This is a genomic window from Streptomyces sp. NPDC093252 (genome assembly GCF_040683675.1).
GTDB lineage: Bacteria > Actinomycetota > Actinomycetes > Streptomycetales > Streptomycetaceae > Streptomyces.
In genome coordinates this window covers 165,683-190,878 of sequence record NZ_JBFBEM010000006.1, presented here as the reverse complement: position 1 = coordinate 190,878, position 25,196 = coordinate 165,683, and the positions used below count along the sequence as shown (strand labels likewise).

Below are 25,196 nucleotides of genomic sequence, written 5' to 3'. Positions count from 1 at the left end.
GCCGGGTGGTGCGGGCGAAGTTCGGTTCCCGGGTGGTGCGGGCGGAGTTCAGGCGGAGGTGGCTCTCGGGATCTCGCGGGGTGCGGGGACACGGCCGGGGCGGGAGCGGTCGTGCAGTCCGCTCGGGCGGGGGCGGGCGGCGCGCAGTTCGCTTATCTCGCGCTTCAGTGCGCGGTGGCGTTCGTGGGCGTCGTAGAGGTAGCGGACCTTGGTGCGCAGGGCTCGGGGGTCGATGGGTTTGACGAGGAGGTCGGCGACGCCGAGGTCGTCGGCGGCGGCGGTGAGTTCCTGGTCGGGGTCGAGGCCGGTGAGCAGGATGACCGGGATGTGCTGGGTCTGTTCCGGTCCGCGGAGATAGCGCACGATGTCCAGGCTGTCGGCGCCTGGGGTGCGGACGTCGAGCAGCAGCAGTCCGATGCCGCCGCGCAGGAGCTGTTTGAGTGCTTCGTCGCCGCTGGTGGCCCGGACGAGCGGGCGGTCGAGCGGGGCGAGCGCGCTCTCCAGTGCGTACAGCGTGTCGTTGTGGTCGCCGACGATGAGGATGCTGGCTTGCGACTCCATGGCCGGGCCTCCCCTCCAACCTGGACCCCCACCTTATGCGCCCCCACCCTACGGGGAGTACTCGCTCCTTGACGAGGAGTGTTCGATGAGAGAAACGCCTCGTCCGGGTGCGCGGTGCCCGCGCGGGCCCGCCGGTCGGGTCGGCGGGCCGTCGTTCGAGGTCAGCGGGGCTGGTCGGGCTGGGCGGCGACGGTGTCCTCGGCGATCCGCTCGTGGTGGCGGATCACCTCGGCGATGATGAAATTGAGGAACTTCTCAGCGAATGCCGGGTCGAGTTTGGCGTTTCCGGCGAGGGCTCTGAGCCGCTCGATCTGCCGGGCCTCGCGCTCGGGGTCGGCCGGGGGGAGCTGGTGGATGGCCTTGAGGTGGCCCACCTGCTGGGTGGCCTTGAAGCGTTCGGCGAGCATGTGGACGACCGCGGCGTCGATGTTGTCGATGCTGTCGCGCAGCCGGGCGAGTTCCTCGCGCACGGCGGGGTCGACGTCTCCGGTACCGGTGTTGCTGGTGGTCATGACCGCACACCCTACGTGCCGGGGGTGGGCGGGAGGCGGGGCGGCGGGGGATCGTCCCAGGGGGTGGACAGGGTTGTCTCAGGAGGGGTGGGTTCGGGGGGTGGGGTGGCCGGATGGGGGCGGTGGGGGTGGGTAAGGGGCGGGGCGGCTGCTCGATCCGTTCGGTCTGCTCGGTCTGCTTGGTCCGTTCAGTCTGCTTGGTCCGTTCGTTCCGGTCCGATGGGCTTGTGGAAGTACACGTCCTGGTGCCCGCCCGGTACGCCGTCGACCCGGCCGCGCTCCCGGAAGCCGAGCGCCGGGTAGAAGTCGGGGGCCTGGAAGGTGTACGTGGAGACGGTGAGGTCGGTGCAGCCGCGCCGGACGGCCTCCGTCTCGGCGGCGCGCACGAGTCGGCTCCCCCAGCCCTCGTGGCGGCGGTCCTCGCGCACCCAGAGCATCTCCACGGCGCACAGTCCGCCCCACACCCATCCGGTGAGGCCGCCGATCCGCTCGCCGCCGGGGGCGGTGAGGGCGACGGAGAAGTCCTCGGGCGGGGGGACGGCGGCGGCGCGGTCGTTGAACGCGGTCAGCTCGTCGTCCAGCCACTGCTGGAGGGCCTCGTCGGGGCCGCCGACGCGCAGGGTGGGGCTGCCGGGGCCGTCCGGGGCGGCGGGTGGGGCGGCGCGGCCCGCGAGGCTGTCAGGGCCGTCGGGAGATCCAGGGGATCCAGGGGATCCGGGAGATCCGGGGGATCCGGGGGATCCGGGGGGCCGTTCTCGGGGGGTGTCGGGGGTCACCGGGCCGACCGTAGCTCCGGAGGTCGCGGGCGGGCATCCGGTTTTCGCCGCCGTACAGTGGAATCGGGTGGTTCACGGCGTCTTGGGGGTACGGGCGTGGCGAACGACGGACCGGTCGAACACGGCTATCCGCATCTGGAGACGGTGCGGGCGGCCGTCACCGCGCTCTACAGGAGGCTGTCGTACGACACGATCCAGACGTTCTCGACCAGTGTGGTGTCGGCCGATGTGGCGTTCGCCGACACGGACGATCTGTATCTGGGTGCCCAGCGCGTGGCGCGTGAGATCGTGCGGCACTACCGGCTGCCGGACGCGCGGCTGATCGTCGCTTTCCGGACGATGGAGCACGCGGCGAACATCGAACTGACGGCCGGTCCGGAGTACTTCGTCGAGCTGAACGACCGCTTCCGGACGCATCGGCGGGACATCGGGGCGGCGCTGGCGCACGAGGCGATGCATGTGTATCTGCACCGTCTGGGGCTGGCGTTCCCGGGCACCCGGGACAACGAGATCCTCACGGACACGGCGGCGGCCTATCTGGGCGCGGGCTGGCTGCTGCTGGACGCCTACCGGGAGGACGCGGCGTCCTCGCAGAAGCTCGGGTATCTGACGCCCGAGGAGTTCGGGTACGTCCTGGCCAAGCGGGCGCTGGTGTTCGGTGAGGACCCCTCGCCCTGGTTCACCAGCCCTCAGGCGTACACGGCGTACGGCAAGGGCATGGCCCGCGCGCGCAGGGACGGGGAGCAGCCGCCGCTGACGGCGGCGGGCTGGGTGGGACGGCGGCGCTATGCGCGCGACCGGCGACACGCCCGGGGGGACGCTGCGGCGGTGGCGGGGTCGGGGTCGGGTGTGCCGTACGTGTTCTCGGGCGGGGCGGAGCCGTTGCGGGTGTCGTTCCCGTGTCCGACGTGCCATCAGCGGATCCGGGTGCCGGTGAAGGGGCGGGTACGGGCGCGGTGTGCGCTGTGCCGGACGGTGCTGGAGTGCGACACATAGGGCGCTGAGGGGCGCCGTTCGCTGTGCGGGGCCGCAGCCCGACGGAGTCCCACCCCCCGAAAACCAAGAGGCGGCGCCTGCCCATGGTCCGGTCGGGGACTGTGGCAGACGCCGTCTGCGGGGTGGTCGGGGGGACATCCCTGGAGCGTCCCAGGAATGTCCCCCGGACATCCCGCCCGTACGCCGTTGTACGGGAGGTCTTGAGGGGAGCGGGTCAGACCGCCAGGGCGCGGTCCGTCGGGCGGATCGGGGCCGGGAGGTCGCTCGCGCCGGTCAGGAAGCGGTCGACGCCGCGGGCGGCCGAGCGGCCCTCGGCGATGGCCCAGACGATGAGGGACTGGCCGCGGCCCGCGTCACCGGCGACGAAGACACCGGGGACGTTGGTCTGGTAGTCGGTGTCGCGGGCGATGTTGCCGCGGGCGTCGAGGTCGAGGGCGAACTGGTCGACCAGGCCGTTGTCCCGGTCGGTGCCGGTGAAGCCCATGGCGAGGGTGACGAGCTGGGCCGGGATGCGGCGCTCGCTGCCGGGCTTCTGGACGAGCTTGCCGTCGGTGAACTCGACCTCGGCGAGGTGCAGCCACTGGACGTTGCCGTCCTCGTCGCCCTCGAAGTGGGTGGTGGAGACGGAGTAGACCCGCTCGCCGCCCTCCTCGTGCGCGGAGGTGACCTTGTAGAGGAGGGGGAAGGTGGGCCAGGGCTGGGCGACGGGGTGCCGGTCGTCGCCCGGCCGGGGCATGATTTCGAGCTGGGTGACGGAGGCGGCGCCCTGGCGGTGGGCGGTGCCGACGCAGTCGGCGCCGGTGTCGCCGCCGCCGATGACGACGACGTGCTTGCCCTCGGCGGTGAGGGGGGGCGTGACGTAGTCGCCCTCCTGGACCTTGTTGGCGAGGGGCAGGTACTCCATGGCCTGGTGGATGCCGTTGAGTTCGCGGCCGGGGACGGGCAGGTCGCGGGCGGTGGTGGCGCCGACGGCGAGGACGACGGCGTCGTAGCGCTTCTTGAGGTCGGTGGCCTTGAGGTCGCGGCCGATCTCGATGCCGGTGCGGAAGCGGGTGCCCTCGGCGCGCATCTGCTCGATACGGCGGTTGATGTGCCGCTTCTCCATCTTGAACTCGGGGATGCCGTAGCGGAGCAGGCCGCCGACGCGGTCGGCGCGCTCGTAGACGGCGACGGTGTGGCCGGCCCGGGTGAGCTGCTGGGCGGCGGCGAGTCCGGCGGGGCCGGAGCCGATGACGGCGACCGTCTTGCCGGAGAGGCGCTCGGGGATCTGCGGGGCCACGTCCCCGGTCTCCCACGCCTTGTCGATGATGGAGACCTCGACGTTCTTGATGGTGACGGGGGCCTGGTTGATGCCGAGGACGCAGGCGGACTCGCAGGGCGCCGGGCAGAGGCGGCCGGTGAACTCGGGGAAGTTGTTGGTGGCGTGGAGGCGCTCGGAGGCCGCCGCCCAGTCCTCGCGGTAGGCGTAGTCGTTCCACTCGGGGATGAGGTTGCCGAGCGGACAGCCGTTGTGGCAGAAGGCGATGCCGCAGTCCATGCAGCGGCTGGCCTGCTTGCTGATGATCGGGAGCAGGGAGCCGGGGACGTAGACCTCGTTCCAGTCGCGCAGCCGGAGGTCGACCGGGCGGGAGGTGGCGGTCTCGCGGCCGTGGTTGAGGAAGCCCTTCGGGTCAGCCATGGGTCGCCGCCTCCATCATCTTCTCGGTGATCTCGGTCTCGGAGAGACCCGCTCGCTCGGCGGCGTCCTTGGCGGCGAGCACTGCCTTGTACGTGCTGGGGATGATCTTGCTGAACCGGGCGGCGGCGGCCGTCCAGTCGGCGAGGAGCTTCGCGGCGACGGTGGAGCCGGTCTCCTCGGCGTGGCGGCGCACCACGTCGTGCAGCCAGTCCCGGTCGGTGTCGGAGAGGGGCTCGACGGCGCCGAGGTTGCCGGTGTTGACGTTGTCCCGGTCGAGGTCGATGACGTAGGCGATGCCGCCGGACATGCCCGCCGCGAAGTTGCGGCCGGTCTCGCCGAGGACGACGGCGTGGCCGCCGGTCATGTACTCGCAGCCGTGGTCGCCGACGCCCTCGGAGACGACGAGCGCGCCGGAGTTGCGGACGCAGAAGCGTTCGCCGACCTTGCCGCGCAGGAAGAGTTCGCCGCCGGTGGCGCCGTAGGCGAGGGTGTTGCCCGCGATGGTGGAGTACTCGGCGAGGTGGTCGGCGCCCCGGTCGGGGCGGACGATCACCCGGCCGCCGGAGAGGCCCTTGCCGACGTAGTCGTTGGCGTCGCCCTCCAGGCGGAGGGTGACCCCGCGGGGGAGGAAGGCGCCGAAGGACTGGCCTGCGCTGCCGGTGAAGGTGATGTCGACGGTGTCGTCGGGGAGTCCGGCGCCGCCGAACTTCTTGGTGACCTCGTGGCCGAGCATGGTGCCGACCGTGCGGTTGATGTTGCGGATGGCGACCTGGGCGCGCACCGGCTGGGCGTCGGCGGCCGAGTCGGCGGCGAGCGCGTCGGCGGCGAGCCGGATCAGCTCGTTGTCGAGGGCCTTGGCGAGGCCGTGGTCCTGCTCGACGAGCTGGTGGCGGACGGCGCCCTCGGGCAGGTCGGGGACGTGGAAGAGGGGGGCGAGGTCCAGGCCCTGGGCCTTCCAGTGGTCGACCGCGCGGGTGACGTCGAGGACCTCGGCGTGGCCGACGGCCTCCTCGATGGAGCGGAAGCCCAGCTCGGCGAGGAGTTCGCGGACCTCTTCGGCGATGAAGGTGAAGAAGTTGACGACGTACTCGGCCTTGCCGGCGAACCGGTCGCGCAGGACGGGGTTCTGGGTGGCGATGCCGACCGGGCAGGTGTCCAGGTGGCAGACGCGCATCATGACGCAGCCGGAGACGACCAGCGGCGCGGTGGCGAAGCCGAACTCCTCGGCGCCGAGCAGCGCGGCGATGACGACGTCCCGGCCGGTCTTGAGCTGGCCGTCGGTCTGGACGACGATCCGGTCGCGCAGCCCGTTGAGCAGCAGGGTCTGCTGGGTCTCGGCGAGGCCCAGTTCCCAGGGGCCGCCCGCGTGCTTGAGGGAGGTCAGCGGGGAGGCGCCGGTGCCGCCGTCGTGCCCGGAGATCAGGACGACATCGGCGTGCGCCTTGGAGACCCCGGCGGCGACGGTGCCGACGCCGACCTCGGAGACCAGCTTGACGTGGATGCGCGCCCGGGGGTTGGCGTTCTTCAGGTCGTGGATGAGCTGGGCGAGGTCCTCGATGGAGTAGATGTCGTGGTGCGGCGGCGGGGAGATCAGGCCGACGCCCGGGGTGGAGTGCCGGGTCCTGGCGACCCAGGGGTAGACCTTGTGGCCGGGGAGCTGGCCGCCCTCGCCGGGCTTGGCGCCCTGCGCCATCTTGATCTGGATGTCGTCGGCGTTGACGAGGTATTCGCTGGTCACGCCGAAGCGGCCGGAGGCGACCTGCTTGATGCTGGAGCGGCGCGCGGGGTCGTAGAGGCGCTCGGGGTCCTCGCCGCCCTCGCCGGTGTTGGACTTGCCGCCGAGCTGGTTCATGGCGATGGCGAGGGTCTCGTGGGCCTCGCGGGAGATGGAGCCGTAGGACATGGCTCCGGTGGAGAACCGCTTGACGATCTCGGAGACCGGCTCGACCTCGTCCACGGGGATCGACGGGCGGTCGGAGGTGAAGCCGAACAGCCCGCGCAGGGTCATCAGGCGTTCGGACTGCTCGTTGACGCGCTCGGTGTACTGCTTGAAGACGTCGTAGCGGGCGGTGCGGGTGGAGTGCTGGAGGCGGAAGACCGTGTCGGGGTCGAAGAGGTGCGGTTCGCCCTCGCGCCGCCACTGGTACTCGCCCCCTATCTCCAGCGCGCGGTGCGCGGGCGCGATGCCGGAGGCCGGGTACGCCTTGGCGTGCCGGGCGGCGACTTCCTTGGCGACGACGTCGAGGCCGACGCCGCCGATCTTGGAGGTGGTGCCGTTGAAGTACTGGTCGACGAGGGCCTGGTCGAGTCCGACGGCCTCGAAGACCTGGGCGCCGCGGTAGGAGGCGACGGTGGAGATGCCCATCTTGGACATCACCTTCAGGACGCCCTTGCCGAGGGCGTAGATCAGGTTGCGGATGGCCTGCTCGGACTCGATGCCGGGCAGGAACGTCCCGGCCCGGACCAGGTCCTCGACGGACTCCATCGCCAGGTACGGGTTGACGGCGGCGGCGCCGTAGCCGATGAGCAGGGCGACATGGTGGACCTCGCGGACATCGCCGGCCTCGACCAGCAGGCCCACATGGGTGCGCTGCTTGGTGCGGATGAGGTGGTGGTGGACGGCCGCGGTGAGCAGCAGCGAGGGGATGGGGGCGTGCTCGGCGTCGGAGTGCCGGTCGGAGAGCACGATGAGGCGGGCGCCGTTGTCGATGGCGGCGTCGGCCTCGGCGCAGATCTCCTCGATGCGGGCGGCCAGCGCGTCACCGCCGCCGTGCACCCGGTAGAGGCCGGAGAGGGTGGCGGCCTTGAAGCCGGGCATGTCGCCGTCGGCGTTGATGTGGATGAGCTTGGCCAGCTCGTCGTTGTCGATCACCGGGAAGGGCAGGGTGACCGTGCGACAGGACGCGGAGGTCAGGTCGAGGAGGTTGGCGGAGGGGCCCAGCGGGGAGCGCAGGGAGGTGACCAGTTCCTCCCGGATGGCGTCCAGGGGCGGGTTGGTGACCTGCGCGAAGAGCTGGGTGAAGTAGTCGAAGAGCAGCCGGGGGCGCTCGGAGAGGGCGGCGATCGGCGAGTCGGTGCCCATGGAGCCGATCGGCTCGGCGCCGGACTTGGCCATCGGGGCGATGATGACCCGCAGTTCCTCCTCGGTGTAGCCGAAGGTCTGCTGGCGGCGGGTGACGGAGGCGTGGGTGTGGACGATGTGCTCGCGCTCGGGCAGGTCGGCCAGCTCGATCTCACCGGCCTCCAGCCACTCGGCGTAGGGCTGCTCGGCGGCGAGGGCGGCCTTGATCTCGTCGTCCTCGATGATGCGGTGCTCGGCGGTGTCCACCAGGAACATCCGGCCGGGCTGGAGGCGGCCCTTGCGGACCACCCGGGCGGGGTCGATGTCGAGGACGCCGACCTCGGAGCCGAGGACGACGAGGCCGTCGTCGGTGACCCAGTAGCGGCCGGGGCGCAGTCCGTTGCGGTCCAGGACCGCGCCGACCTGGGTGCCGTCGGTGAAGGTGACGCAGGCCGGGCCGTCCCAGGGCTCCATCAGGGTGGCGTGGAACTGGTAGAAGGCGCGGCGGGCGGGGTCCATGGAGTCGTGGTTCTCCCACGCCTCCGGGATCATCATCAGCACGGAGTGGGGCAGGGAGCGTCCGCCGAGGTGGAGGAGTTCCAGGACCTCGTCGAAGGAGGCGGAGTCGGAGGCGTCCGGGGTGCAGACCGGGAAGATCCGCTCCAGGCCCTCGGGGCGCGCGCCGAACACGTCGGAGACGAGCTGCGACTCACGGGCGCGCATCCAGTTCCGGTTGCCCTTGACGGTGTTGATCTCGCCGTTGTGGGCGACGAACCGGTAGGGGTGGGCGAGCGGCCACGACGGGAAGGTGTTGGTGGAGAACCGGGAGTGGACGAGCGCGATGGCGGAGGCGAAGCGCCGGTCGGAGAGGTCCGGGAAGAAGGGTTCGAGCTGGCCGGTGGTCAGCATGCCCTTGTAGACGATCGTGCGCGCGGACAGCGACGGGAAGTACACGTCGGCCTCGCGCTCGGCGCGCTTGCGCAGCACGAACGCCGTGCGGTCCAGGTCGATGCCGGTGGTGCCGTCCTGGCTGACGAAGAGCTGGCGGAAGACGGGCATCGTGGAGCGGGCGGTGGCGCCGAGGAGCTGGGGGGCGACGGGAACGTCGCGCCAGCCGAGGACGGTGAGGCCCTCCTCAGCGGCAATCGTCTCGATATGCGAGACGGCTGCGTCGGTGGTGGCCTCCGGGAGGAAGGCGATACCGACGGCGTAGGCACCGGCCTCGGGGAGCTGGAATCCGGCCACCTCGCGGAAGAACGCGTCGGGCACCTGGGAGAGGATGCCGGCTCCGTCGCCGGAGTCCGGCTCGGAGCCGGTGGCACCGCGGTGCTCCAGGTTCCGCAGCACCGTCAGGGCCTGTTCCACCAGCGTATGGCTGGCCTCACCGGTGAGGGTGGCCACGAATCCGACGCCGCACGCGTCGTGCTCATTCCGGGGGTCGTACAGTCCCTGCGCGGCAGGGCGAGCATCCATGAAGGACCACTTCTGGCCAGTCGTGGAGTGCTGGGACGGCTGGTGCGGCGTACGCATCGGCTCTCCCGTCGTCGTCATGTGGCTGAGGGTGCTCACCAGGGCTTTCGCGCGCTGGGGAGGTGCCGAGGGACGACGTTGGCCCTCTGCGAGAGTGCAAAATTTCGTGCAGGTTACATGATGGGACGGCTCTCGGGAACCGGATAGGCCATTCCAACATGCGGACGCCGTGGCGGGTACACGACATTCACACGACACCGCACTCGGCGGCGGAAGTTTCACGGGGGCCGATGAGAACAGATCGATGTCCATCGGCCCGAGAGGAGGGGGGCGGGCGTCGTCGCCAACCCCACCGGTGTGCGCAGGCTTCATTGCCTACGGCGCTTACGGCTCATGCCCAGTGGTCACTCGCCCGAAACCAGGCAGTAATGGCCGGCTATGCGGTCCCACGCATACGTTCCAGCCGCGTTACCCTACCGCCGTTCCGAACAGAGCGCCCAGGGCGTACGTCACACCGGCCGCGGCGCCGCCCAGCGCGAGCTGCCGCAGCCCGCTGTACCACCAGGTCCGCGCCGTCACCCGGGACACCACCGCCCCGGAGACGAACAGCCCGGCGAGCGCCAGCAGCACGGCCGGCCACAGCGCGGTCGCCCCCAGCAGATACGGCAGGACGGGCAGCAGCGCGCCCAGCGCGAACGAACCGAAGCTGGACACCGCGGCCACCAGCGGCGACGGCAGCTCGCCGGGGTCGACGCCCAGCTCCTCCCGGGCATGGATCTCCAGCGCCCGCTCGGGATCCCTGGACAGTTGCCGGGCGACCTCGCCCGCGAGCCGGGGCTCCACGCCCCGCGTCTCGTACAGTTGGGCCAGCTCGGCCTCCTCGGCCCGCGGGTGCGTGCGCAACTGGCGCCGCTCGACCTCCAGCTCCGCCTGCACCAGCTCGCGCTGCGAGGCGACCGAGGTGTACTCCCCGGCGGCCATCGAGAAGGCACCGGCGGCGAGCCCCGCCAGCCCGGTCAGCACGATGGCCTGCTGCCCGACGGCACCGCCCGCGACACCGGTCATCAGGGCGAGGTTGGAGACCAGCCCGTCCATCGCCCCGAACACGGCGGGCCGCAGCCAGCCGCCGTTCACATCGCGGTGGGTGTGGTTGTCGCGATGCGCCGCGTGGAGTGCCGCCCCGGTGTCGATGATGGCCATGCCCGTTCCCCGCCCCTACCAACTTTAGATTATTTCTATTCTTAGATGCTCTACAGACTACCCCCCGAAACCCCCTCCCGCCAGGAAGGAAAGCATGCCCTAACCTGCGCTTTCACCCTCTCCCGCTCATCCGATTAATCCCTTGCTCACATGTCGACCGGGTGATGCTGAGGCGCGGGAGGCTGCCCCGGGGACACGGCAGGGGACACTTCCGCAAATGGGTTGCGTAAGTGGGTTCCGCGGAGGGTTCCGCAGGGATTCCGCCAGCCCCGAGAGGAGAGACCGCCATGGCATCCATCGCCTGCGTTCCCTCGGTCCCGGCCCCCGGTGACGCCGCCGCACTGCGTGAGCGGGCGCGCGGCGCCCTGCTCGGACTCGCCGTCGGCGACGCCCTCGGCGCCCCCGCGGAGAATCTGAAGCCCTCCGAGATCCGGGCCCGCTGGGGCCGTATCACCGGGTACGTCGTCGACCGCCCCGCCGGGACCGACGACACCGAGTACGCGATCTTCTCCGGACTGCTGCTCGCCCGGCACGGTTCCGCGCTCACCCCGGCCCACGCCGAGGCCGCCTGGCACGCCTGGATCGCGGACCGCGCGGAGGGCCCGTTCCGGGGCGCCGGATTCAGCGAGCGGGGCACTCTGGAGAACCTCCGCCGGGGCCTGGCCGCGCCCATCTCCGCCCAGCACCGGCACGCCTGGAGCGACGGGCTCGCGATGCGCGCGGCGCCCTTCGGCGTCTTCGCCGCGGGCCGCCCCGCCGAGGCCGCCCGGCTGGTCGCGATCGACGGCGCGGTCAGCCACGAGGGCGAGGGCATCTACGGCGGACAGGCGGTCGCCGCCGGGGTCGCCGCCGCGATGGGCGGTGCCTCCGTCATCGCGGTGGTCGCCGCCGCGCTCGCCGTCGTCCCCGACGACTCCTGGACGGCCCGTTCCCTGCGCCGCGCGGTCACCGCCGCCCACCGCGGCGAACGCGCGGTGCGCTCAGCCGTCGTCATCGGCGGCTACCCCTGGACCGACCTCGCGCCCGAGGCCGTCGCCCTCGCCTTCGGCGCCTACGCGGCGGCCGACGGCGACTTCCGCGAGGCGGTGCTGACCGCCGTCAACATGGGCCGCGACGCCGACACCACGGCGGCGGTGGCGGGCGCCCTGGCGGGCGCGACGCACGGCCTCTCGGCCATCCCGCCCGACTGGGCCACGGCCATCGGCCCGGCCCGGGGCACCTGCCTCCCGTCCATGGCGGGCCACCACGTCCTGGAGGTCGCGGACCTGCTGACGCCGGATGTCCAGGACGGGACCGGGGCAACCGATCCACCGACCCCCCGCCACCAGGAGGCGACCGGAGGGGCAGACCTGCTGTCCCCCACCCCGCACGGCACCACAGAAACCACCGCAGCAGAACCACCACCCCTCCCCTCCCTGACCCCCCGCAACGCACCGGAGGTGGTGGCATGACCCCGGCCCCCTGGACAGCCGACACCGGCGCCCGCCCCCACCACGCACCGTCGGCCGCCCACGGCGGGCCCGCCCCCCAGGGGCCACCCGCACCCGGCGACGCAAGCGCCACGGGCGGTGCGGCCGGGAACCCGGGAGGCGACGGCGCAGCCGAACCGGAACACCACCCCGCCCGCCGCGCGGAGGGCCTCCTCCTCGGCCTCGCCGCAGGCGACGCCGCCGGCTGGCCCGCCGCCCGCCACCGAGCCGCCCGCATGCCCGAGTGGACCCGCCGCCTCACCCGCGAACTCGACACCTTCGCCGAGCACAACGCGACCACCACCCTCCCCGTCCCCATCGCCCTCAACCAGCCCCCCGAACCCCTCCGCCTCGGCCCCTCCGACGACGCCGAATGGGCCGCCTTCGCCGCCGAGGCGGTCCTGCGCGCCGGGGACGACAGCGCCCTCGGCGACCTCAGCCGCGCCCGCCGTATGCGCGCCGCCATCGACCTCACCTGGAACGCCGTGGCCAGCGAGGTCGCCGCCGCGGCCGACCGCGCGCCCGAGATCGAGTCCGCCGTCCTCCCCCTGCGCGCCCGGATCTCCGTCCGGGCCGGACTCGGCAATCTCGCCGCCGGTCTGCGCCCGCCCGCCACCGGCCACGACAACCCGCACTACTTCGACGACGCCGCCTGCGTCCGCGCCTGCGTCCTGGCCGTCGCCCACCCCGGCGCCCCCGAACAGGCCGCCGACCTCGCCGAGTTCGACGCCCGCTACACCCAGGACGGCGACGGCGTCCACGGCGCCCGCGCGATGGCCGCCGCCGTCTCCCTCGCCCTGACCGGCGCGCCGGTCGGCACCTGCGTACGGGCCGCCCTCGCCGAACTCCCCGAGGGCACCGAGATCGGCCGCAACGCCCGCCACGCCCTCGACCTCGCCCGCACCGCCGACGACGCCTTCTCCCTCGTCCCGCTCCTGGAGCACCAGATCGTCGACCATGTCTACAGCTACGGCATCGCCGCCGCCGAGACCGTCCCGGTCGCCCTCGCCCTGGCCACCGCCGCCCGCGGCCGGATCGCCGCCGCCGTACCCGCCGCCGCGTGCCTGTCCCGGGTCGCCGACTCCGCGCCCGCCCTCGCCGGGGCGCTGACCGGCGCGCTCGGCGGGGGCGCCGCGATCCCGGCGTCCTGGCGGGACACCTGCCGCACCCTCTCCGGCTGCGCCCTGCCCCGCCTCACCGGCACCGATCTCGTGGAACTCGCCGAACTCCTGGAAGCCGTACAACCACCCCCGCCAGGAGGATGATTGGGGGCATGACGCCCGAAGAACCCCAAAGCGCCGACCCCGGCCAGGTCCCCCGCCCGGCCCTCCACCAGTCCCCCCACCCGATGCCCCACCCCGCGCCCCACCCGGTCCCCTGCCCCCTGTCCCTGGCGGACCGCATCACCGCCGCCCTGGTCGGCGCGGCGGTGGGTGACGCGCTCGGCGGCCCGGTCGAGGGCTACACGCCCGAGCAGATCGTGGCGCGCCACGGCGGCCGGATCGACGGCATCGTCGGCCCCTGGAACGGCGACGACTGGCGCACCGCCCGCCCCATCGCCCCGTACCACAAAGGCGATGGCCATGTCACCGACGACACCCTGATGACCCACGCGCTGATCCGGGTCTACGACCGCGTCCGCGACCACCTGGACGCGTACGCGATCACCGACCACCTCGTCCCGGACCTCATGACCACGCCCCGCTGGATCCCGGAGCTGGAGGCCGAGGCGCTCCCCCTCCAGCGGATCTTCCTCGCCGAGAAATGGCTCGTCGCCCGCCTCCACTACGGCCACGCCGACCCGCGCGAGGCGGGCACCGGTAATATCGTCAACTGCGGTGCGGCGATGTACATGGCCCCGGTCGGCCTGGTCAACGCGGCCCACCCGGAGGGCGCGTACACCGAGGCCCTGGAGATCGCGGGCGCCCACCAGTCGTCGTACGGCCGTGAGGCGGCGGCCGTGTTCGCGGCGGGCGTGGCGGCGGCCTGCGCGCCCGGCGCGACGCCGGAGTCGGTGATCGGCGCCTGTCTCGCCCTCGCGAAGGACGGCACCCGGGCCGCGATCGAGGCGGTCTGCGAGGAGGCCGCCCGCCACCGGGACACCGAGTCCGCGCTGATCCCGCTGCGCACCGCCGTCGCCCCCTACGACACGGTCGGCCCCGACTACCGCGCCCCCTCGCTCGGCGCCCGCCGCCCCTCCCGGCTGCACAGCATCGAGGAACTCCCCGTCGCGCTGGGCATGCTGCTGGTCGCGGGCGGGGACTTCCGCCGGGCGGTGCTGGGTGCGGTGAACTACGGCCGGGACTGCGACTCCATCGCCACCATGGCGGGCGCCCTCGCCGGCGCCCTGGGCTCCCCCGCGCCCGGGGACTGGGCCGCGTCCGTCGCCGAGGCCAGCCGACTGGACCTGTGGGAACCCGCCCGTACGCTCACCGCCGTCGCCCGCGAGGTGTTCGTGCGGGACGTGGCGCGGCGCCGGGCCCATGAGCGGGCGTTCGCCGCGCTGGACGACGGCACCTCTCGGGGCCGGGGCGACGCACGGCCGTCCACCGCGCCGGAAGGCACCGTATGCTCCGCCTGACCTGGGTCCAGCCGGAGGACCTGATCGGCCATGAACTCGCCCAGGCCGCCCAGGACGGCAGGGAACCGGCCCGGATCGCCGAGCGCTGGGCGGCGGCGGGCGGCCCCCCGGCCCCGGACCGCGCGGGCGCCTCCCCCGACCGGCCGTCCCGCTATCTGCGGCTGCTGGCGGAAGACCTGCTGGACGAACTCGCCGACCTGCCCAGCGCCCTGGCCGACGACGAGCCGACGGACCTGGACCTGATCCACCGCAGCCGCCCCCGCCCCCACCCGACCACCTCCCCCGCCCTCAGCCGACCACGACCCCTGCAACCCCACCCCGCCCCCATCCCCGGCCCCGCCCACCGCTCCCGTCTGCACGCCGCCTGGCTCGGCCGCGCGGTCGGCTGCCTCCTCGGCAAACCCGTCGAGAAACTCCCCCTCACCGGCATCCGCGCCCTCGCCGCCGCCACCGGCAACTGGCCCCTGACCGGCTACTTCACCGCCCGGGGCGTCCCGGAGGACCTCCTCGCCCGCCACCCCTGGAACCGCCGCTCCGCCCCCACCTCCCTCGCCGAGAACATCGACGGCATGCCCGAGGACGACGACCTCAACTACCCCCTCCTCAACCTCCTGCTCCTCCAGCGCCACGGCCCCTCCTTCACCACCGCCGACGTGGCCCGGCTCTGGCTGGACGAACTCCCCGCCGGCCGCACCTTCACCGCCGAGCGCATCGCCTACCGCAATCTCCTCACCGGCGTGGAACCCCCGCACACCGCCCGCCACCGCAACCCCTTCCGGGAGTGGATCGGCGCCCTGATCCGCGCCGACGTGCACGGCTGGACCCACCCCGGCGACCCCGGTTCCGCCGCCGACGCGGCCCACCGCGACGCCGTCCTCACCCACACCGCCAACGGCGTCTACGCGGCCATGTTCATCGCCGCCACCATCGCCACCGCCGCCACCGGCACCGCCGACATCCACACCAGTCTGCGCACCGGCCTGACGGTGATCCCGCCCCGCTCCCGGCTGGCCGAGGCCATCACCCACGCCCTCGAACTGGCCCGATCCCACACCGATTTCAACTCCGTGGTGGATGCGCTCCACACCCGCCACGCCCACTACCACTGGGTCCACGCCATCCCCAACACCGCGCTGATCACCGCCGCCCTCACCCACGCCGACGGTGACTTCTCCGGCTCCATCTGCCGCGCGGTGTCCGGCGGCTGGGACACCGACTCCAACGGGGCGACCGCGGGCAGCGTCGCCGGTCTGCTGGCCGGTTCCCCCGCCGCGCTCCCCGACCGCTGGACCGCGCCCCTGAAGAACCGCCTCGCCACCTCCGTGGGCGACTTCCACGGCACCGGCTTCGACACCCTCGCGGACCTCACCGCCACCGTCACCTCCCTCTAGGAGCGCCACCCCCGTGCCCCACCAGCCCCACCAGCCCCCCGTACCCCCCACTCCCCCCACCCCCGCCCTCTCCGGCCTGCGCGTCCTCGATCTCGCCACCCTCTTCGCCGGCCCCCTCGCCGCCACCCTCCTCGGTGACTTCGGCGCCGAGGTCATCAAGGTGGAGCACCCCGCCAAGCCCGACCCGTCCCGGGGCCACGGCCCCGCCAAGGACGGCCACGGCCTGTGGTGGAAGTTCCTCGGCCGCAACAAGCGGACCATCACCCTCGACCTCTCCCGGCCCGGTGGCCGCCGCACCCTCCTCTCCCTGGCCGCCTCCGCCGATGTGATCGTGGAGAACTTCCGCCCCGGCACCCTGGAGAAATGGGACCTGGGCTGGCCGGAACTCTCGGCCGCCAACCCCCGCCTCGTCCTCGCCCGCGTCACCGGCTTCGGCCAGTTCGGCCCCTACGCCCACCGCCCCGGCTTCGGCACCCTCGCCGAGGCCATGAGCGGCTTCGCCGCGATCACCGGCGAACCCGACGGCCCCCCGACGCTCCCGCCCTTCGGCCTCGCCGACTCCATCGCGGGCCTGGCCACCGCGTACGCCGTCCTCACCGCGCTGGCCGCCCGGGACCGCACCGGTCAGGGGCAGGTGGTGGACATGGCCCTGATCGAGCCGATCCTGACCGTTCTCGGCCCCCACCCCACCTGGTACGACCAGCTCGGCCATGTCCAGCGGCGCACCGGCAACCGCTCCGCGAACAACGCCCCCCGCAACACCTACCGCACCGCCGACGGCACCTGGGTCGCCGTCTCCACCTCCGCCCAGTCGGTCGCCGAGCGGGTGATGCGGCTGGTCGGGCGCCCTGAGCTGATCGAGGAGCCCTGGTTCGCCAGCGGCGCCGACCGCGCCCGCCACACCGGGATCCTGGACGAGGCGGTCGGCTCCTGGATCGCCGCCCGCCCCCGCGACGAGGTGCTCGCCGCCTTCGAGAAGGCGGAGGCGGCCATCGCCCCCGTCCAGGACGTACGGGATGTGATGACCGACCCGCAGTACGCGGCCCTGGACACCGTCACCACCGTGGACGACCCCGACCTCGGTCCGCTGCGGATGCAGAACGTCCTCTTCCGGCTCTCCGACACCCCCGGCGCGATCCGCTGGGCGGGCCGCCCGCACGGCGCCGACACCGACACCGTGCTGACCGGACTGGGCCTGACCCCCGCGGAGATCACCGCCCTGCGCGAGGAGGGCGCGGTATGACCTCACCACCCCCGCTGACCTGGCTGTACGTCCCCGGTGACCGCCCCGACCGGGTGTCCAGGGCCCTCACCACCGACGCCGATGTCGTCATCATCGACCTGGAGGACGCGGTCGCCCCCGACCGCAAGGAGTACGCCCGCGCCGCCACCGCCGACCGGCTCACCGACGCCCAGCCGGTCCCGGTGCACGTCCGGGTGAACGCCCTGGACGGCCCCTGGGCCGCCCTCGACCTCAAGACGCTGGCCCCGCTGCGCGGTCTGTCGGGCCTGCGCCTGCCGAAGATCACCGACCCCCGGCAGCTCGTCGCCGTCGCCGAGACCGCCACGGGCGGCGACCGCACCCCGCCGCCCCTGCACCCCCTCCTGGAATCCGCCCTCGGTGTCGAACACGTCTACGCCATCGCCACCGCCCACCCGGCCGTGGCCGGTATCTCCCTCGGCGAGGCCGACCTCCGCGCCGACCTGGGCGTGTCCGACGACACCGCGCTGGACTGGCCCCGCTCCCGGACCGTCCTGGCGGCCCGCGCGGCGGCGCTGCCGCCCCCGGCCCAGTCGGTCCACCCCGACATCCGCGATCTGGACACCCTGGCGGCGACCTGCGCGCACGGCCGCGCCCTGGGCTTCCTGGGCCGCGCCGCCATCCACCCCCGTCAGCTCCCGGTCATCGAGCGGGCCTATCTGCCCACCGCGCGGGAGATCGAGGAGGCGACGGTGATCGTGGAGGCAGCCACGGCGTGCGCGGGCGCCCAGGCACTGACCGACGGCACCTTCATCGACCCGGCGATCCTCGCCCTGGCCCACCGCACCCTGTCCCTGGCCGAGGCCCACCGCCCCTGACCACGCCGAAGGGCGCCCCGGAAACCCCGGGACGCCCTTCACAGCACTACGACGACAACCCCGTCGTCAGCTCTTCCCAGCCGCCGCGCCACCCTCACCGGAGGCATCCGCGCCGACCTCTTCCTTGGCACCGGATTCACCGGTATCCCCGGCACCACCGGAACCCTTGCCGCTGTCGGCCCCGGCCCCGGCGTCCGCATCCGCGTCGGTCTTCCCGCCCGCGGAGCCGCCCGGCTCGACAGCCGCCCCCGTACCGTCCCCGTCGCCGTCCGAGGCGCCCGGTTCGACGATCTCCTCCCGCCCAGGCCGCTTCTTCGCCGAGACGACGATGTAGACCACGGCGAGCACGAAGACGAACAGCGCGGTCCAGTTGTTCAGCCGCAGACCGAGGATCTCGTGGGCGTCGTCGACGCGCAGGTACTCGATCCAGAAACGGCCCGCGCAGTACGCGGCGACATACAGGGCGAAGGCCCGGCCGTGGCCCAGTTTGAAGCGCCGGTCGGCCCAGATCACCAGCAGGGCGACGCCGATGCACCACAGCGACTCGTACAGGAACGTCGGGTGGTAGTAGCCGGGGACCCGGCCGTCGGCGGAGGAGGTGATGTGCAGGGCCCACGGCAGATCGGTCTCGCGGCCGTACAGCTCCTGGTTGAACCAGTTGCCCCAGCGGCCGATGGCCTGGGCGACGGCGATGCCGGGGGCGACGGCGTCGGCGTAGGCGGGCAGCGGGATGCCCCGGCGGCGGCAGCCGATCCAGGCACCGACCGCGCCGAGCGCGATGGCGCCCCAGATACCGAGGCCGCCCTCCCAGATCTTGAAAGCGTCGACCCAGTCACGGCCCTCGCTGAAGTACAGCTCGTAGTCCGTGATCACGTGGTAGAGCCGGCCGCCGACGAGGCCGAAGGGCACCGCCCAGACCGCGATGTCGGCCACGGTGCCGGCCCGGCCGCCGCGGGCGATCCAGCGCCGGTTGCCGAGCCAGACGGCCACGAAGACACCGGCGATGATGCAGAGCGCGTAGCCGCGCAGCGGAATGGGGCCGAGGTACAGCACTCCGCGCGACGGGCTGGGAATGTAGGCAAGTTCCATGGCAAGGACGACGCTACCGTGCCGACCCGGCCGGACGGCAGGCGGCCCGGCTACGGGTCCATAACGGGGAGGGCGGCGGGGAGGGGCGCGAAGGCGGCTGGGGAGGGTGGCGGGGAGGGGCGCGGAGGGAGCTGGGGGGCGGTGACGGGTGGGCGGCGGAGAGGCGGCGGGAGCGCCGTCGGGGTGTCGCCGCCGCCCCCTCGTCGCGGCGGTCAGCCCTCCTCGGTGCCTTCCGAATCCTCGGATCCCGCCGCGCCGTCCGCCTCCAGCACCATCTCCTTGAGCTTGGCGGGGGTCATGGACTGGTCCTGGTAGATGTTCTTGCCGTTCAGCAGGACGGTCGGGGTGCCGGTGAAGTTTCCGCTGGTGAACGCCTTGTTGGACTTGTCCACCCAGGCGTCGTGCGTCCCGTCCTGCACACAGGTGCGGAAGCGGGGGGTGTCCAGCCCGTCCACGTTCAGCGCCAGGTCGATCAGTTTGGCGTTGTCGGCGAAGGCGTCGTCGGTCTCGGCGGGCTGGTTGTCGTAGAGCACATCGTGGTACGCGGTGAACTTTCCGGCGTCCTGGGCGCACGCGGCGGCGTTGGCGGCCTTGGTGGAGCCGGTGCCGCCCATGTTGCCGTCGATGATCGTCGCCAGGTGGTACTCGACCTTGAGCTGCCCGGACTCGGTCAGCTCATGGATGGTCTGGCGGTAGGTCGTCTCGAAGGACTTGCAGGCCGGGCAGCGGAAGTCCTCCCAGACGGTGAGCGTCGACTTGGCGCTCTGCCGGCCGACCGGAATGGCCAGGCTGTCCTCACCCTCGGCGCCGGAGGGGGCGACCACCGGGCCCGCGCTGCCGCCGCTGTCCTTGCCCACCTGCGCGGCGACCACGCCGATCACGGCCGTCAGCCCCAGGACACCGACCACACTCGCGCCGATGATCAGTGCCCGCCGGCGCTTGTCCGCGGACTTCTGCTTCTCGCGCTCGACCGCCAGCCGCTCCCGGGCGCTGCGCTTTCCGTCACGATTCTTCTCGCTCACACCCCGGAAACGAACCGGGGAGGCGCCCAGCGCCTCCCCGCCCGCAGATCCACCCTTTCGAGTGATCCTGATACCAACTGATACCAAATGTGCGTTATGTCCGCGCCTTCCAGCGCGCGGACCGGCCCGGCTACGCCTGTCCGCGCACGCCCTTCGCCAGTTCCCCGGCGAGGTCCCGGACCGCGGCGATGGCGGCCGGGTGGTCGGGGGCGTCCAGCATCCGCTTGACGAAGGCCGAGCCGACGATCACCCCGTCGGCGAATCCGGCGACCTCGGCGGCCTGGGTGGCGTTGGAGACCCCGAGGCCGACACAGACCGGCAGATCGGTGGTGGCGCGGGTGCGCCGCACCAGGTCCTCGGCCTGCGCCCCGACCGACTCCCGGGTGCCGGTGACCCCCATCAGGGAGGCGGCGTAGACGAAGCCGCTGCCCGCCGCGGTGATCTCGGCGAGCCGTGCGTCCCTGCTGCTGGGCGCCACCACGAAGACGGTCGCCAGAGCGTGCTTCTCGGCGTGCTCGCGCCACAGCGCGGACTCCTGGACCGGCAGATCGGGCAGGATGCAGCCCGCGCCGCCCGCCTCCGCCAGTTCGGCGGTGAACCGCTCGACGCCGTAGCGGTCGATGGGGTTCCAGTACGTCATGACGAGGATCGGGCTGCCGGTGGCGGCATGGGCCTCGCGGACCGTGCGCAGCACATCGGCGATCCGCACCCCGCCGCGCAGGGCGATGTCGTCGGCGGTCTGGATGACGGGGCCGTCGAGGACGGGGTCGCTGTGCGGCAGCCCGACCTCCACGATGTCCGCGCCCCCGTCGAGGACGGCCCTGACCGCCTCGATCCCGCCGTCCACGGTCGGGAACCCGGCCGGGAGGTAGGCGATGAGCGCGGCGCGGCCCTCGGCCTTCGCGGCGGCGAGGGTGTCCGACAGCAACTGGATGTTCCCGCTCATCGGGCGTCCCCCTCGATCTCGGCGGTGGCGGCGGCGTCGGCGGCCACCTCGGCGTCGGTGTCGTACAGCCCGAAGTAGCGGGCGGCGGTGTCCATGTCCTTGTCGCCGCGGCCGGAGAGGTTGACGAGGATCAGGCCGTCCTCGCCCAGTTCCCGGCCGACCTCCAGGGCCCCGGCGAGGGCGTGGGCGCTCTCGATGGCCGGGATGATCCCCTCGGTGCGGGACAGCAGCCGCAGGGCCTGCATGGCGGCGTCGTCGGTGACCGCGCGGTACTCGCCGCGTCCGCTGTCGCGGAGGTAGGAGTGCTCGGGGCCGACGCCGGGGTAGTCCAGCCCGGCGGAGATCGAGTAGGGCTCGGTGATCTGGCCCTCGTCGTCCTGGAGGACGTAGGAGCGGGAGCCGTGCAGGATGCCGGGCTCCCCGGCGGTGAGGGTCGCCGCGTGCTCGCCGGTGTCGACGCCGTGTCCGGCGGGCTCGCAGCCGATGAGGCGGACGCCCTCGTCGGGGATGAAGGCGTGGAAGAGGCCGATGGCGTTGGAGCCGCCGCCGACACAGGCGACGGCGGCGTCCGGGAGCCGTCCGGCGCGCTCCAGGATCTGGCGGCGGGCCTCGACGCCGATGACCCGGTGGAAGTCGCGGACCATGGCGGGGAAGGGGTGGGGTCCGGCGACCGTGCCGAAGAGGTAGTGGGTGTGGTCGACGTTGGCGACCCAGTCGCGGAACGCCTCGTTGATGGCGTCCTTGAGGGTGCGGCTGCCGGACTTCACGGCGACGACCTCGGCGCCGAGCATCCGCATCCGGGCCACGTTCAGGGCCTGGCGCTGGGTGTCGATCTCGCCCATGTAGATGGTGCAGTCGAGGCCGAAGAGCGCGCAGGCGGTGGCGGTGGCCACGCCGTGCTGTCCGGCGCCGGTCTCGGCGATGACCCGGGTCTTGCCCATCCGGCGGGTGAGCAGGGCCTGGCCGAGCACGTTGTTGATCTTGTGGGAGCCGGTGTGGTTGAGGTCCTCGCGCTTGAGGAAGACACGGGCTCCCCCGGCGTGCTCGGCGAACCGGGGCACCTCGGTCAGCGCGGAGGGGCGGCCGGTGTAGTGGACGAGCAGGTCGTCCAGTTCGCGGGCGAACTCGGGGTCGTCCTTGGCCTTGTCGAACTCGACGGCGACCTCGTCGACCGCGGCGACGAGGGCCTCCGGGATGAACTTGCCGCCGAACGCGCCGAAGTAGCCCTCGGCGCTGGGGAGGTGACCGTCGGGGTCGGGGATGAAGTAGTCGCTGGGCATGCGGAATCCTCACGGAGAGTGCGTGGAAAAGATCGCTAAGCGCCGTGGGGGCGAGGGGGTCGTACCGGCTGCGGGCCGTCAGTGGCCGGTCGCGCAGTTCCTCCCCCAGAGGGGGTACCCCCAGCGCCCCAGAGAGGGGCGCTGCCATCGGCGGCCGTTCACCTGGCCCGGTTCGTCGCCGATGACGTACCGCACCCGGCGGCCGTGGACGCGGCGCGCGGGCGCGCGGCAGCCGCAGGGGCGGCAGCCTCGGGCCAGGCGGGCGTGGCGGTCCACGGTCGTCGCGGGGGGAGTCATCGGCGTCAGCCTAGCGGGCGCTCAGCCGCGGCCGTGCCGCAGCGCGGGGTGCTCGCCGGCGGCCACCAGGTCGGCGACGGCGGACTTGGGGTCCTTGCCGGTGACCAGGGACTCGCCGACCAGGACGGCGTCGGCCCCGGCGTTGGCGTAGGCGATCAGGTCGTGGGGGCCGCGCACGCCCGACTCGGCGACCTTGACCAGGCCCGCCGGGACCTCGGGGGCGACCCGCTCGAAGGTGCCGCGGTCCACGTCCAGGGTCTTGAGGTTGCGGGCGTTGATCCCGATGATCTTCGCGCCCGCGTCGACCGCGCGCTCGACCTCGTCCTCGTCGTGCACCTCCACCAGCGGGGTGAGGCCGATGGACTCGGCGCGCTCGATCAGCGACTCCAGGGCGGGCTGGTCGAGGGCGGCGACGATCAGCAACGCGAGATCGGCACCGTACGCGCGGGCCTCCCAGAGCTGGTACGAGGTGACGATGAAGTCCTTGCGCAGGACGGGGATGTCCACCCGCGCGCGGACCGCCTCCAGGTCGGCGAGGGAGCCGCCGAAGCGGCGCTGTTCGGTGAGGACGGAGATGACGGCCGCGCCGCCCGCCTCGTAGTCGGCGGCGAGCCCGGCCGGGTCGGCGATGGCGGCCAGCGCGCCCTTGGACGGGCTGGAGCGCTTGACCTCGCAGATGACCTTGACGCCCTCGCCGCGGAGCGCGGCCACGCCGTCCCGGGCCACCGGGGCCTTCGCCGCGCGCTCCTTCAGCTCGTCGAGGCTGACGCGTGCCTGCCGCTCCGCGAGGTCGGCACGGACTCCGTCGATGATCTCGTCGAGCACACTCACGCGAGCGGCCCCCTTCCAGACGGTCTCGGGCTCCGGTCCCCGTCCGTGGCCGGTGCGGCCTGCGGACGGAAACCGATGGTCATTGCGATGGTATCCGCAGCGGGGCGTAGGCCCCGAATCCGGTTGACGCCGGTCCCACTACCTGGACCAACGGTGGATGATCAAGGATGCAACCAGCCACCGAACGGCAGGTTCCGGACAACCGTGAAGACCAGCAGTGCGGCGCCCGCCGCCCACAGCCAGGCCGGATGCGGATCGACCCGCATCGGCCGCCCCCGCGCCGCGCGAACCACCCAGACGGTCCACACGACGGCGAAGAAGGCGTAGCCGAGCACGGCCGCCGCGTTGGCCTGGAAGGCGGCGGCGAGGTCACCGTGGGCCACCGCGTGAGCACTGCGCAGCCCGCCGCAGCCGGGGCAGTACAGACCGGCGTACCGGAGCAGGGGGCAGGCGGGGTAGTGCCCGGGTTCATTGGGGTCGACGGCGGCGACGTAGGCGAAGGCGGCGGCGAGTCCCGCGGCCAGCCCCAGGGGGGTGGCCAGGCGCCGGGCGGGGGAAGCGGGGGCCGGACCCATGGGGGTGCCCATGGGGGTGCCCATGGGGGTGCCCATGGGGGTGCCCATGGGGGTGCCCATGGGGGTGGGGGTGGCCGGTGCGGGTGCCGGGGTCGTGGGCGGGGTGTCGGCGGTCACGTCTGGCATTGTGCCGCGCGGGGCGGTGGGACGCACCAAGGGGCGGCCCGGGAAGGGGCCGCCCCTTGGGGGGCCGTACGGCGTGCCCGCTCGGCGTGTCGTACGGCGTGTCGTGGGTGGTGGTCAGCCTTCGGCGGCGACCGGCTCGCGGGTCACCACGCGCTGGGCGGTGCCGGTGCCGGTGCCGGTCTGCACCATCTTGAGCGGCTCCTGCTTGGGCAGGCCCATGCCCAGGGCGCGCATGATGCCGCCCACCACGCCGCCGAGGACGATGACGGCCATGCCGCCCCAGAAGCCGAGCGGGTTGTCGGCCACCATGAAGACGCCCGCCACGCAGAATCCGATGAAGGCGATGCTGACACCCGTCCATGCGGCCGGGGTGTGACCGTGGCTGCTGTCCGCCATTGCTTGCTCCTCGTGTGCTGTCCGCGTGGCTGATCGTCGTGCGGGGTGGGGTGGGGTGGGGGCGTCGAGCCCGACGCTCTCGTGTCATTGTCCCGCACGGCCGGGCGCGGTGTGAGCGGGGGTGGGCCCGGATCGTGTCCCGTTCGCCACATCGGGACCTTCGGCTCGGGTCGACAGTCCTAGGGCCGGTCGCCGTTGGTCGGGTCCTCGCCGCGGTCCAGGGCCTTCCAGAGGTCCTCGGGCCGGTCGGGGTCGACGGGCGGGGGGGCGCGGTGCGGGGCGCGGGGGCCGGTGCCGCGCTCGTAGCGGCCCGACATGGCGGGCCACATCCGGCCGTAGCGCAGGGCGAGGAGCCCGGCCAGCAGCAGCAGCGCGCCGCCCACGGCGGCTACGTAGGGCCAGGCGGTGTGGCTGAGGGAGTCGACGGTGGCGGCGGTGTTGCCGGACGCCTCGGCGGCCTTCTCGTCGAGCGCGGCGGAGTCGGACGCGCCGAGCAGGGCGGCGGCGACGGTCCCGGCGCCGGACAGGGCGAGGAGCCCGGCGACGGCGTAGCGCCCGGCACGGCGGACGGCGAAGACGGCGACCATGGCGGCGAGGCCGACTATGGCCAGCGCCGCGGGGACGCCCGTGACATCGCTGCCGGAGGCGGTCAGCGGGAAGTCGCCGCCGGCGACGGTCGCGGTGCCCGCGGACCACTCCTGCCGGGTGGCCAGCAGCGCCACGGCGGCGCCGAGCGCGCCGAACAGCAGGGCGAGACCGAGACTGAGCCGGCCGGCCCGGAGGGCGCCGACACTCACGGTGCGGGGTTGAGGAACAGCAGTCACGTGTTCCACTATCGCTCCCCCACCCCGGGTCGTGTC

General features: G+C 73.1%; 22 protein-coding genes. 7 read left to right on the top strand and 15 right to left on the bottom strand.

From position 1 onward, the window contains the following. Nucleotides 1–48 precede the first annotated feature (48 nt). The 3 genes from AB0O01_RS14825 to AB0O01_RS14815 form a co-directional block, all read right to left on the bottom strand. Complete coding sequence (locus AB0O01_RS14825; RefSeq protein ID WP_365313394.1) at nt 49–561, bottom strand: response regulator; 513 nt, start codon at nt 559–561, stop codon at nt 49–51. Between the two features lie 161 nt (nt 562–722). Beyond that, a complete protein-coding gene (locus tag AB0O01_RS14820; RefSeq protein WP_355736772.1) occupies nt 723–1,073 on the bottom strand; it encodes a chorismate mutase in 351 nt (116 codons plus the stop codon). 188 nt (nt 1,074–1,261) lie between these two features. Next, nucleotides 1,262–1,849, bottom strand: coding sequence for a GNAT family N-acetyltransferase (locus tag AB0O01_RS14815; protein WP_365313392.1), 588 nt, complete (start codon nt 1,847–1,849; stop codon nt 1,262–1,264). Nucleotides 1,850–1,945: 96 nt separating this feature from the next. Between AB0O01_RS14815 and AB0O01_RS14810 the strand changes: the two genes are divergently transcribed. Beyond that, on the top strand, nt 1,946–2,845 hold the full coding sequence (locus AB0O01_RS14810; RefSeq protein ID WP_365313390.1) for a hypothetical protein: 900 nt from the start codon (nt 1,946–1,948) through the stop codon (nt 2,843–2,845). Between the two features lie 214 nt (nt 2,846–3,059). Here AB0O01_RS14810 and AB0O01_RS14805 read toward each other — a convergent pair whose 3' ends face one another. The 3 genes from AB0O01_RS14805 to AB0O01_RS14795 form a co-directional block, all read right to left on the bottom strand. After that, complete coding sequence (locus AB0O01_RS14805) at nt 3,060–4,523, bottom strand: glutamate synthase subunit beta (RefSeq protein ID WP_365313388.1); 1,464 nt, start codon at nt 4,521–4,523, stop codon at nt 3,060–3,062. Further along, on the bottom strand, nt 4,516–9,114 hold the full coding sequence (gltB, locus tag AB0O01_RS14800; RefSeq protein WP_365313758.1) for a glutamate synthase large subunit: 4,599 nt from the start codon (nt 9,112–9,114) through the stop codon (nt 4,516–4,518). Before gltB ends, AB0O01_RS14805 begins: the two co-directional genes overlap by 8 nt. A 408-nt stretch (nt 9,115–9,522) precedes the next feature. Beyond that, nucleotides 9,523–10,254: a VIT1/CCC1 transporter family protein gene (locus AB0O01_RS14795; protein WP_365313386.1), complete on the bottom strand. Its 732-nt coding sequence runs from the start codon at nt 10,252–10,254 to the stop codon at nt 9,523–9,525. A 287-nt stretch (nt 10,255–10,541) separates the two neighbouring features. Between AB0O01_RS14795 and AB0O01_RS14790 the strand changes: the two genes are divergently transcribed. The 6 genes from AB0O01_RS14790 to AB0O01_RS14765 all read left to right on the top strand — a co-directional run bounded on the left by AB0O01_RS14790 (nt 10,542) and on the right by AB0O01_RS14765 (nt 17,774). Next, nucleotides 10,542–11,705 (top strand): ADP-ribosylglycohydrolase family protein, encoded by a 1,164-nt coding sequence (locus AB0O01_RS14790; protein WP_365313384.1) that lies wholly within the window; start codon nt 10,542–10,544, stop codon nt 11,703–11,705. Next, nucleotides 11,702–12,988 (top strand): ADP-ribosylglycohydrolase family protein, encoded by a 1,287-nt coding sequence (locus AB0O01_RS14785; RefSeq protein WP_365313382.1) that lies wholly within the window; start codon nt 11,702–11,704, stop codon nt 12,986–12,988. Before AB0O01_RS14790 ends, AB0O01_RS14785 begins: the two co-directional genes overlap by 4 nt. 83 nt (nt 12,989–13,071) lie before the next feature. After that, nucleotides 13,072–14,304 carry an ADP-ribosylglycohydrolase family protein gene (locus AB0O01_RS14780; RefSeq protein ID WP_365313756.1) on the top strand — a complete coding sequence of 411 codons (1,233 nt, stop codon included), beginning with the start codon at nt 13,072–13,074 and terminating at the stop codon, nt 14,302–14,304. Continuing rightward, nucleotides 14,292–15,695 carry an ADP-ribosylglycohydrolase family protein gene (locus AB0O01_RS14775; protein ID WP_365313381.1) on the top strand — a complete coding sequence of 468 codons (1,404 nt, stop codon included), beginning with the start codon at nt 14,292–14,294 and terminating at the stop codon, nt 15,693–15,695. The genes AB0O01_RS14780 and AB0O01_RS14775 overlap by 13 nt, the downstream gene beginning before the upstream one ends. Nucleotides 15,696–15,708: 13 nt before the next feature. Next, on the top strand, nt 15,709–16,938 hold the full coding sequence (locus AB0O01_RS14770; RefSeq protein ID WP_365313379.1) for a CoA transferase: 1,230 nt from the start codon (nt 15,709–15,711) through the stop codon (nt 16,936–16,938). After that, nucleotides 16,935–17,774, top strand: a complete 840-nt coding sequence (locus AB0O01_RS14765) for a CoA ester lyase (protein ID WP_365313378.1) — start codon at nt 16,935–16,937, stop codon at nt 17,772–17,774. Before AB0O01_RS14770 ends, AB0O01_RS14765 begins: the two co-directional genes overlap by 4 nt. 66 nt (nt 17,775–17,840) lie before the next feature. Here the strand turns inward: AB0O01_RS14765 and lgt are convergent, their stop codons facing one another. The 9 genes from lgt to AB0O01_RS14720 all read right to left on the bottom strand — a co-directional run bounded on the left by lgt (nt 17,841) and on the right by AB0O01_RS14720 (nt 25,169). Continuing rightward, nucleotides 17,841–18,863: a prolipoprotein diacylglyceryl transferase gene (gene lgt, locus AB0O01_RS14760; RefSeq protein WP_365313376.1), complete on the bottom strand. Its 1,023-nt coding sequence runs from the start codon at nt 18,861–18,863 to the stop codon at nt 17,841–17,843. 212 nt (nt 18,864–19,075) lie between these two features. Continuing rightward, nucleotides 19,076–19,885 carry a thioredoxin domain-containing protein gene (locus AB0O01_RS14755; RefSeq protein WP_365313375.1) on the bottom strand — a complete coding sequence of 270 codons (810 nt, stop codon included), beginning with the start codon at nt 19,883–19,885 and terminating at the stop codon, nt 19,076–19,078. Nucleotides 19,886–20,015: 130 nt separating this feature from the next. Next, nucleotides 20,016–20,831: a tryptophan synthase subunit alpha gene (gene trpA, locus AB0O01_RS14750; RefSeq protein ID WP_365313374.1), complete on the bottom strand. Its 816-nt coding sequence runs from the start codon at nt 20,829–20,831 to the stop codon at nt 20,016–20,018. Then, on the bottom strand, nt 20,828–22,111 hold the full coding sequence (gene trpB / locus AB0O01_RS14745; protein ID WP_365313372.1) for a tryptophan synthase subunit beta: 1,284 nt from the start codon (nt 22,109–22,111) through the stop codon (nt 20,828–20,830). The genes trpA and trpB overlap by 4 nt, the downstream gene beginning before the upstream one ends. 78 nt (nt 22,112–22,189) lie before the next feature. Next, a complete protein-coding gene (locus AB0O01_RS14740; protein ID WP_365313371.1) occupies nt 22,190–22,408 on the bottom strand; it encodes a tryptophan synthase subunit(beta) in 219 nt (72 codons plus the stop codon). Between the two features lie 21 nt (nt 22,409–22,429). Next, nucleotides 22,430–23,239, bottom strand: a complete 810-nt coding sequence (gene trpC, locus AB0O01_RS14735; protein WP_365313369.1) for an indole-3-glycerol phosphate synthase TrpC — start codon at nt 23,237–23,239, stop codon at nt 22,430–22,432. Nucleotides 23,240–23,400: 161 nt separating this feature from the next. Continuing rightward, the gene (locus AB0O01_RS14730; protein ID WP_365313755.1) at nt 23,401–23,838 is read right to left on the bottom strand and encodes a DUF2752 domain-containing protein; all 438 of its coding nucleotides are present in this window, start codon (nt 23,836–23,838) and stop codon (nt 23,401–23,403) included. Nucleotides 23,839–24,054: 216 nt separating this feature from the next. Then, nucleotides 24,055–24,336, bottom strand: a complete 282-nt coding sequence (locus AB0O01_RS14725; protein WP_365313368.1) for an HGxxPAAW family protein — start codon at nt 24,334–24,336, stop codon at nt 24,055–24,057. A 179-nt stretch (nt 24,337–24,515) separates the two neighbouring features. Beyond that, nucleotides 24,516–25,169, bottom strand: coding sequence for a TIGR02234 family membrane protein (locus tag AB0O01_RS14720; protein WP_365313366.1), 654 nt, complete (start codon nt 25,167–25,169; stop codon nt 24,516–24,518). Nucleotides 25,170–25,196 lie beyond the last annotated feature (27 nt).

Coding starts and splice junctions, on each gene's coding strand:
- trpB (WP_365313372.1), bottom strand. CDS start 22,111: ATGCCCAGCGACTACTTCATCCCCGACCCCGACGGTCACCTCCCCAGC.
- AB0O01_RS14825 (WP_365313394.1), bottom strand. CDS start 561: ATGGAGTCGCAAGCCAGCATCCTCATCGTCGGCGACCACAACGACACG.
- AB0O01_RS14785 (WP_365313382.1), top strand. CDS start 11,702: ATGACCCCGGCCCCCTGGACAGCCGACACCGGCGCCCGCCCCCACCAC.
- AB0O01_RS14730 (WP_365313755.1), bottom strand. CDS start 23,838: ATGGGCACCCCCATGGGCACCCCCATGGGTCCGGCCCCCGCTTCCCCC.
- AB0O01_RS14740 (WP_365313371.1), bottom strand. CDS start 22,408: ATGACTCCCCCCGCGACGACCGTGGACCGCCACGCCCGCCTGGCCCGA.
- AB0O01_RS14725 (WP_365313368.1), bottom strand. CDS start 24,336: ATGGCGGACAGCAGCCACGGTCACACCCCGGCCGCATGGACGGGTGTC.
- AB0O01_RS14820 (WP_355736772.1), bottom strand. CDS start 1,073: ATGACCACCAGCAACACCGGTACCGGAGACGTCGACCCCGCCGTGCGC.
- lgt (WP_365313376.1), bottom strand. CDS start 18,863: ATGGAACTTGCCTACATTCCCAGCCCGTCGCGCGGAGTGCTGTACCTC.
- AB0O01_RS14765 (WP_365313378.1), top strand. CDS start 16,935: ATGACCTCACCACCCCCGCTGACCTGGCTGTACGTCCCCGGTGACCGC.
- AB0O01_RS14795 (WP_365313386.1), bottom strand. CDS start 10,254: ATGGCCATCATCGACACCGGGGCGGCACTCCACGCGGCGCATCGCGAC.
- AB0O01_RS14790 (WP_365313384.1), top strand. CDS start 10,542: ATGGCATCCATCGCCTGCGTTCCCTCGGTCCCGGCCCCCGGTGACGCC.
- AB0O01_RS14805 (WP_365313388.1), bottom strand. CDS start 4,523: ATGGCTGACCCGAAGGGCTTCCTCAACCACGGCCGCGAGACCGCCACC.
- AB0O01_RS14780 (WP_365313756.1), top strand. CDS start 13,072: ATGCCCCACCCCGCGCCCCACCCGGTCCCCTGCCCCCTGTCCCTGGCG.
- gltB (WP_365313758.1), bottom strand. CDS start 9,114: ATGCGTACGCCGCACCAGCCGTCCCAGCACTCCACGACTGGCCAGAAG.
- trpA (WP_365313374.1), bottom strand. CDS start 20,831: ATGAGCGGGAACATCCAGTTGCTGTCGGACACCCTCGCCGCCGCGAAG.
- AB0O01_RS14775 (WP_365313381.1), top strand. CDS start 14,292: ATGCTCCGCCTGACCTGGGTCCAGCCGGAGGACCTGATCGGCCATGAA.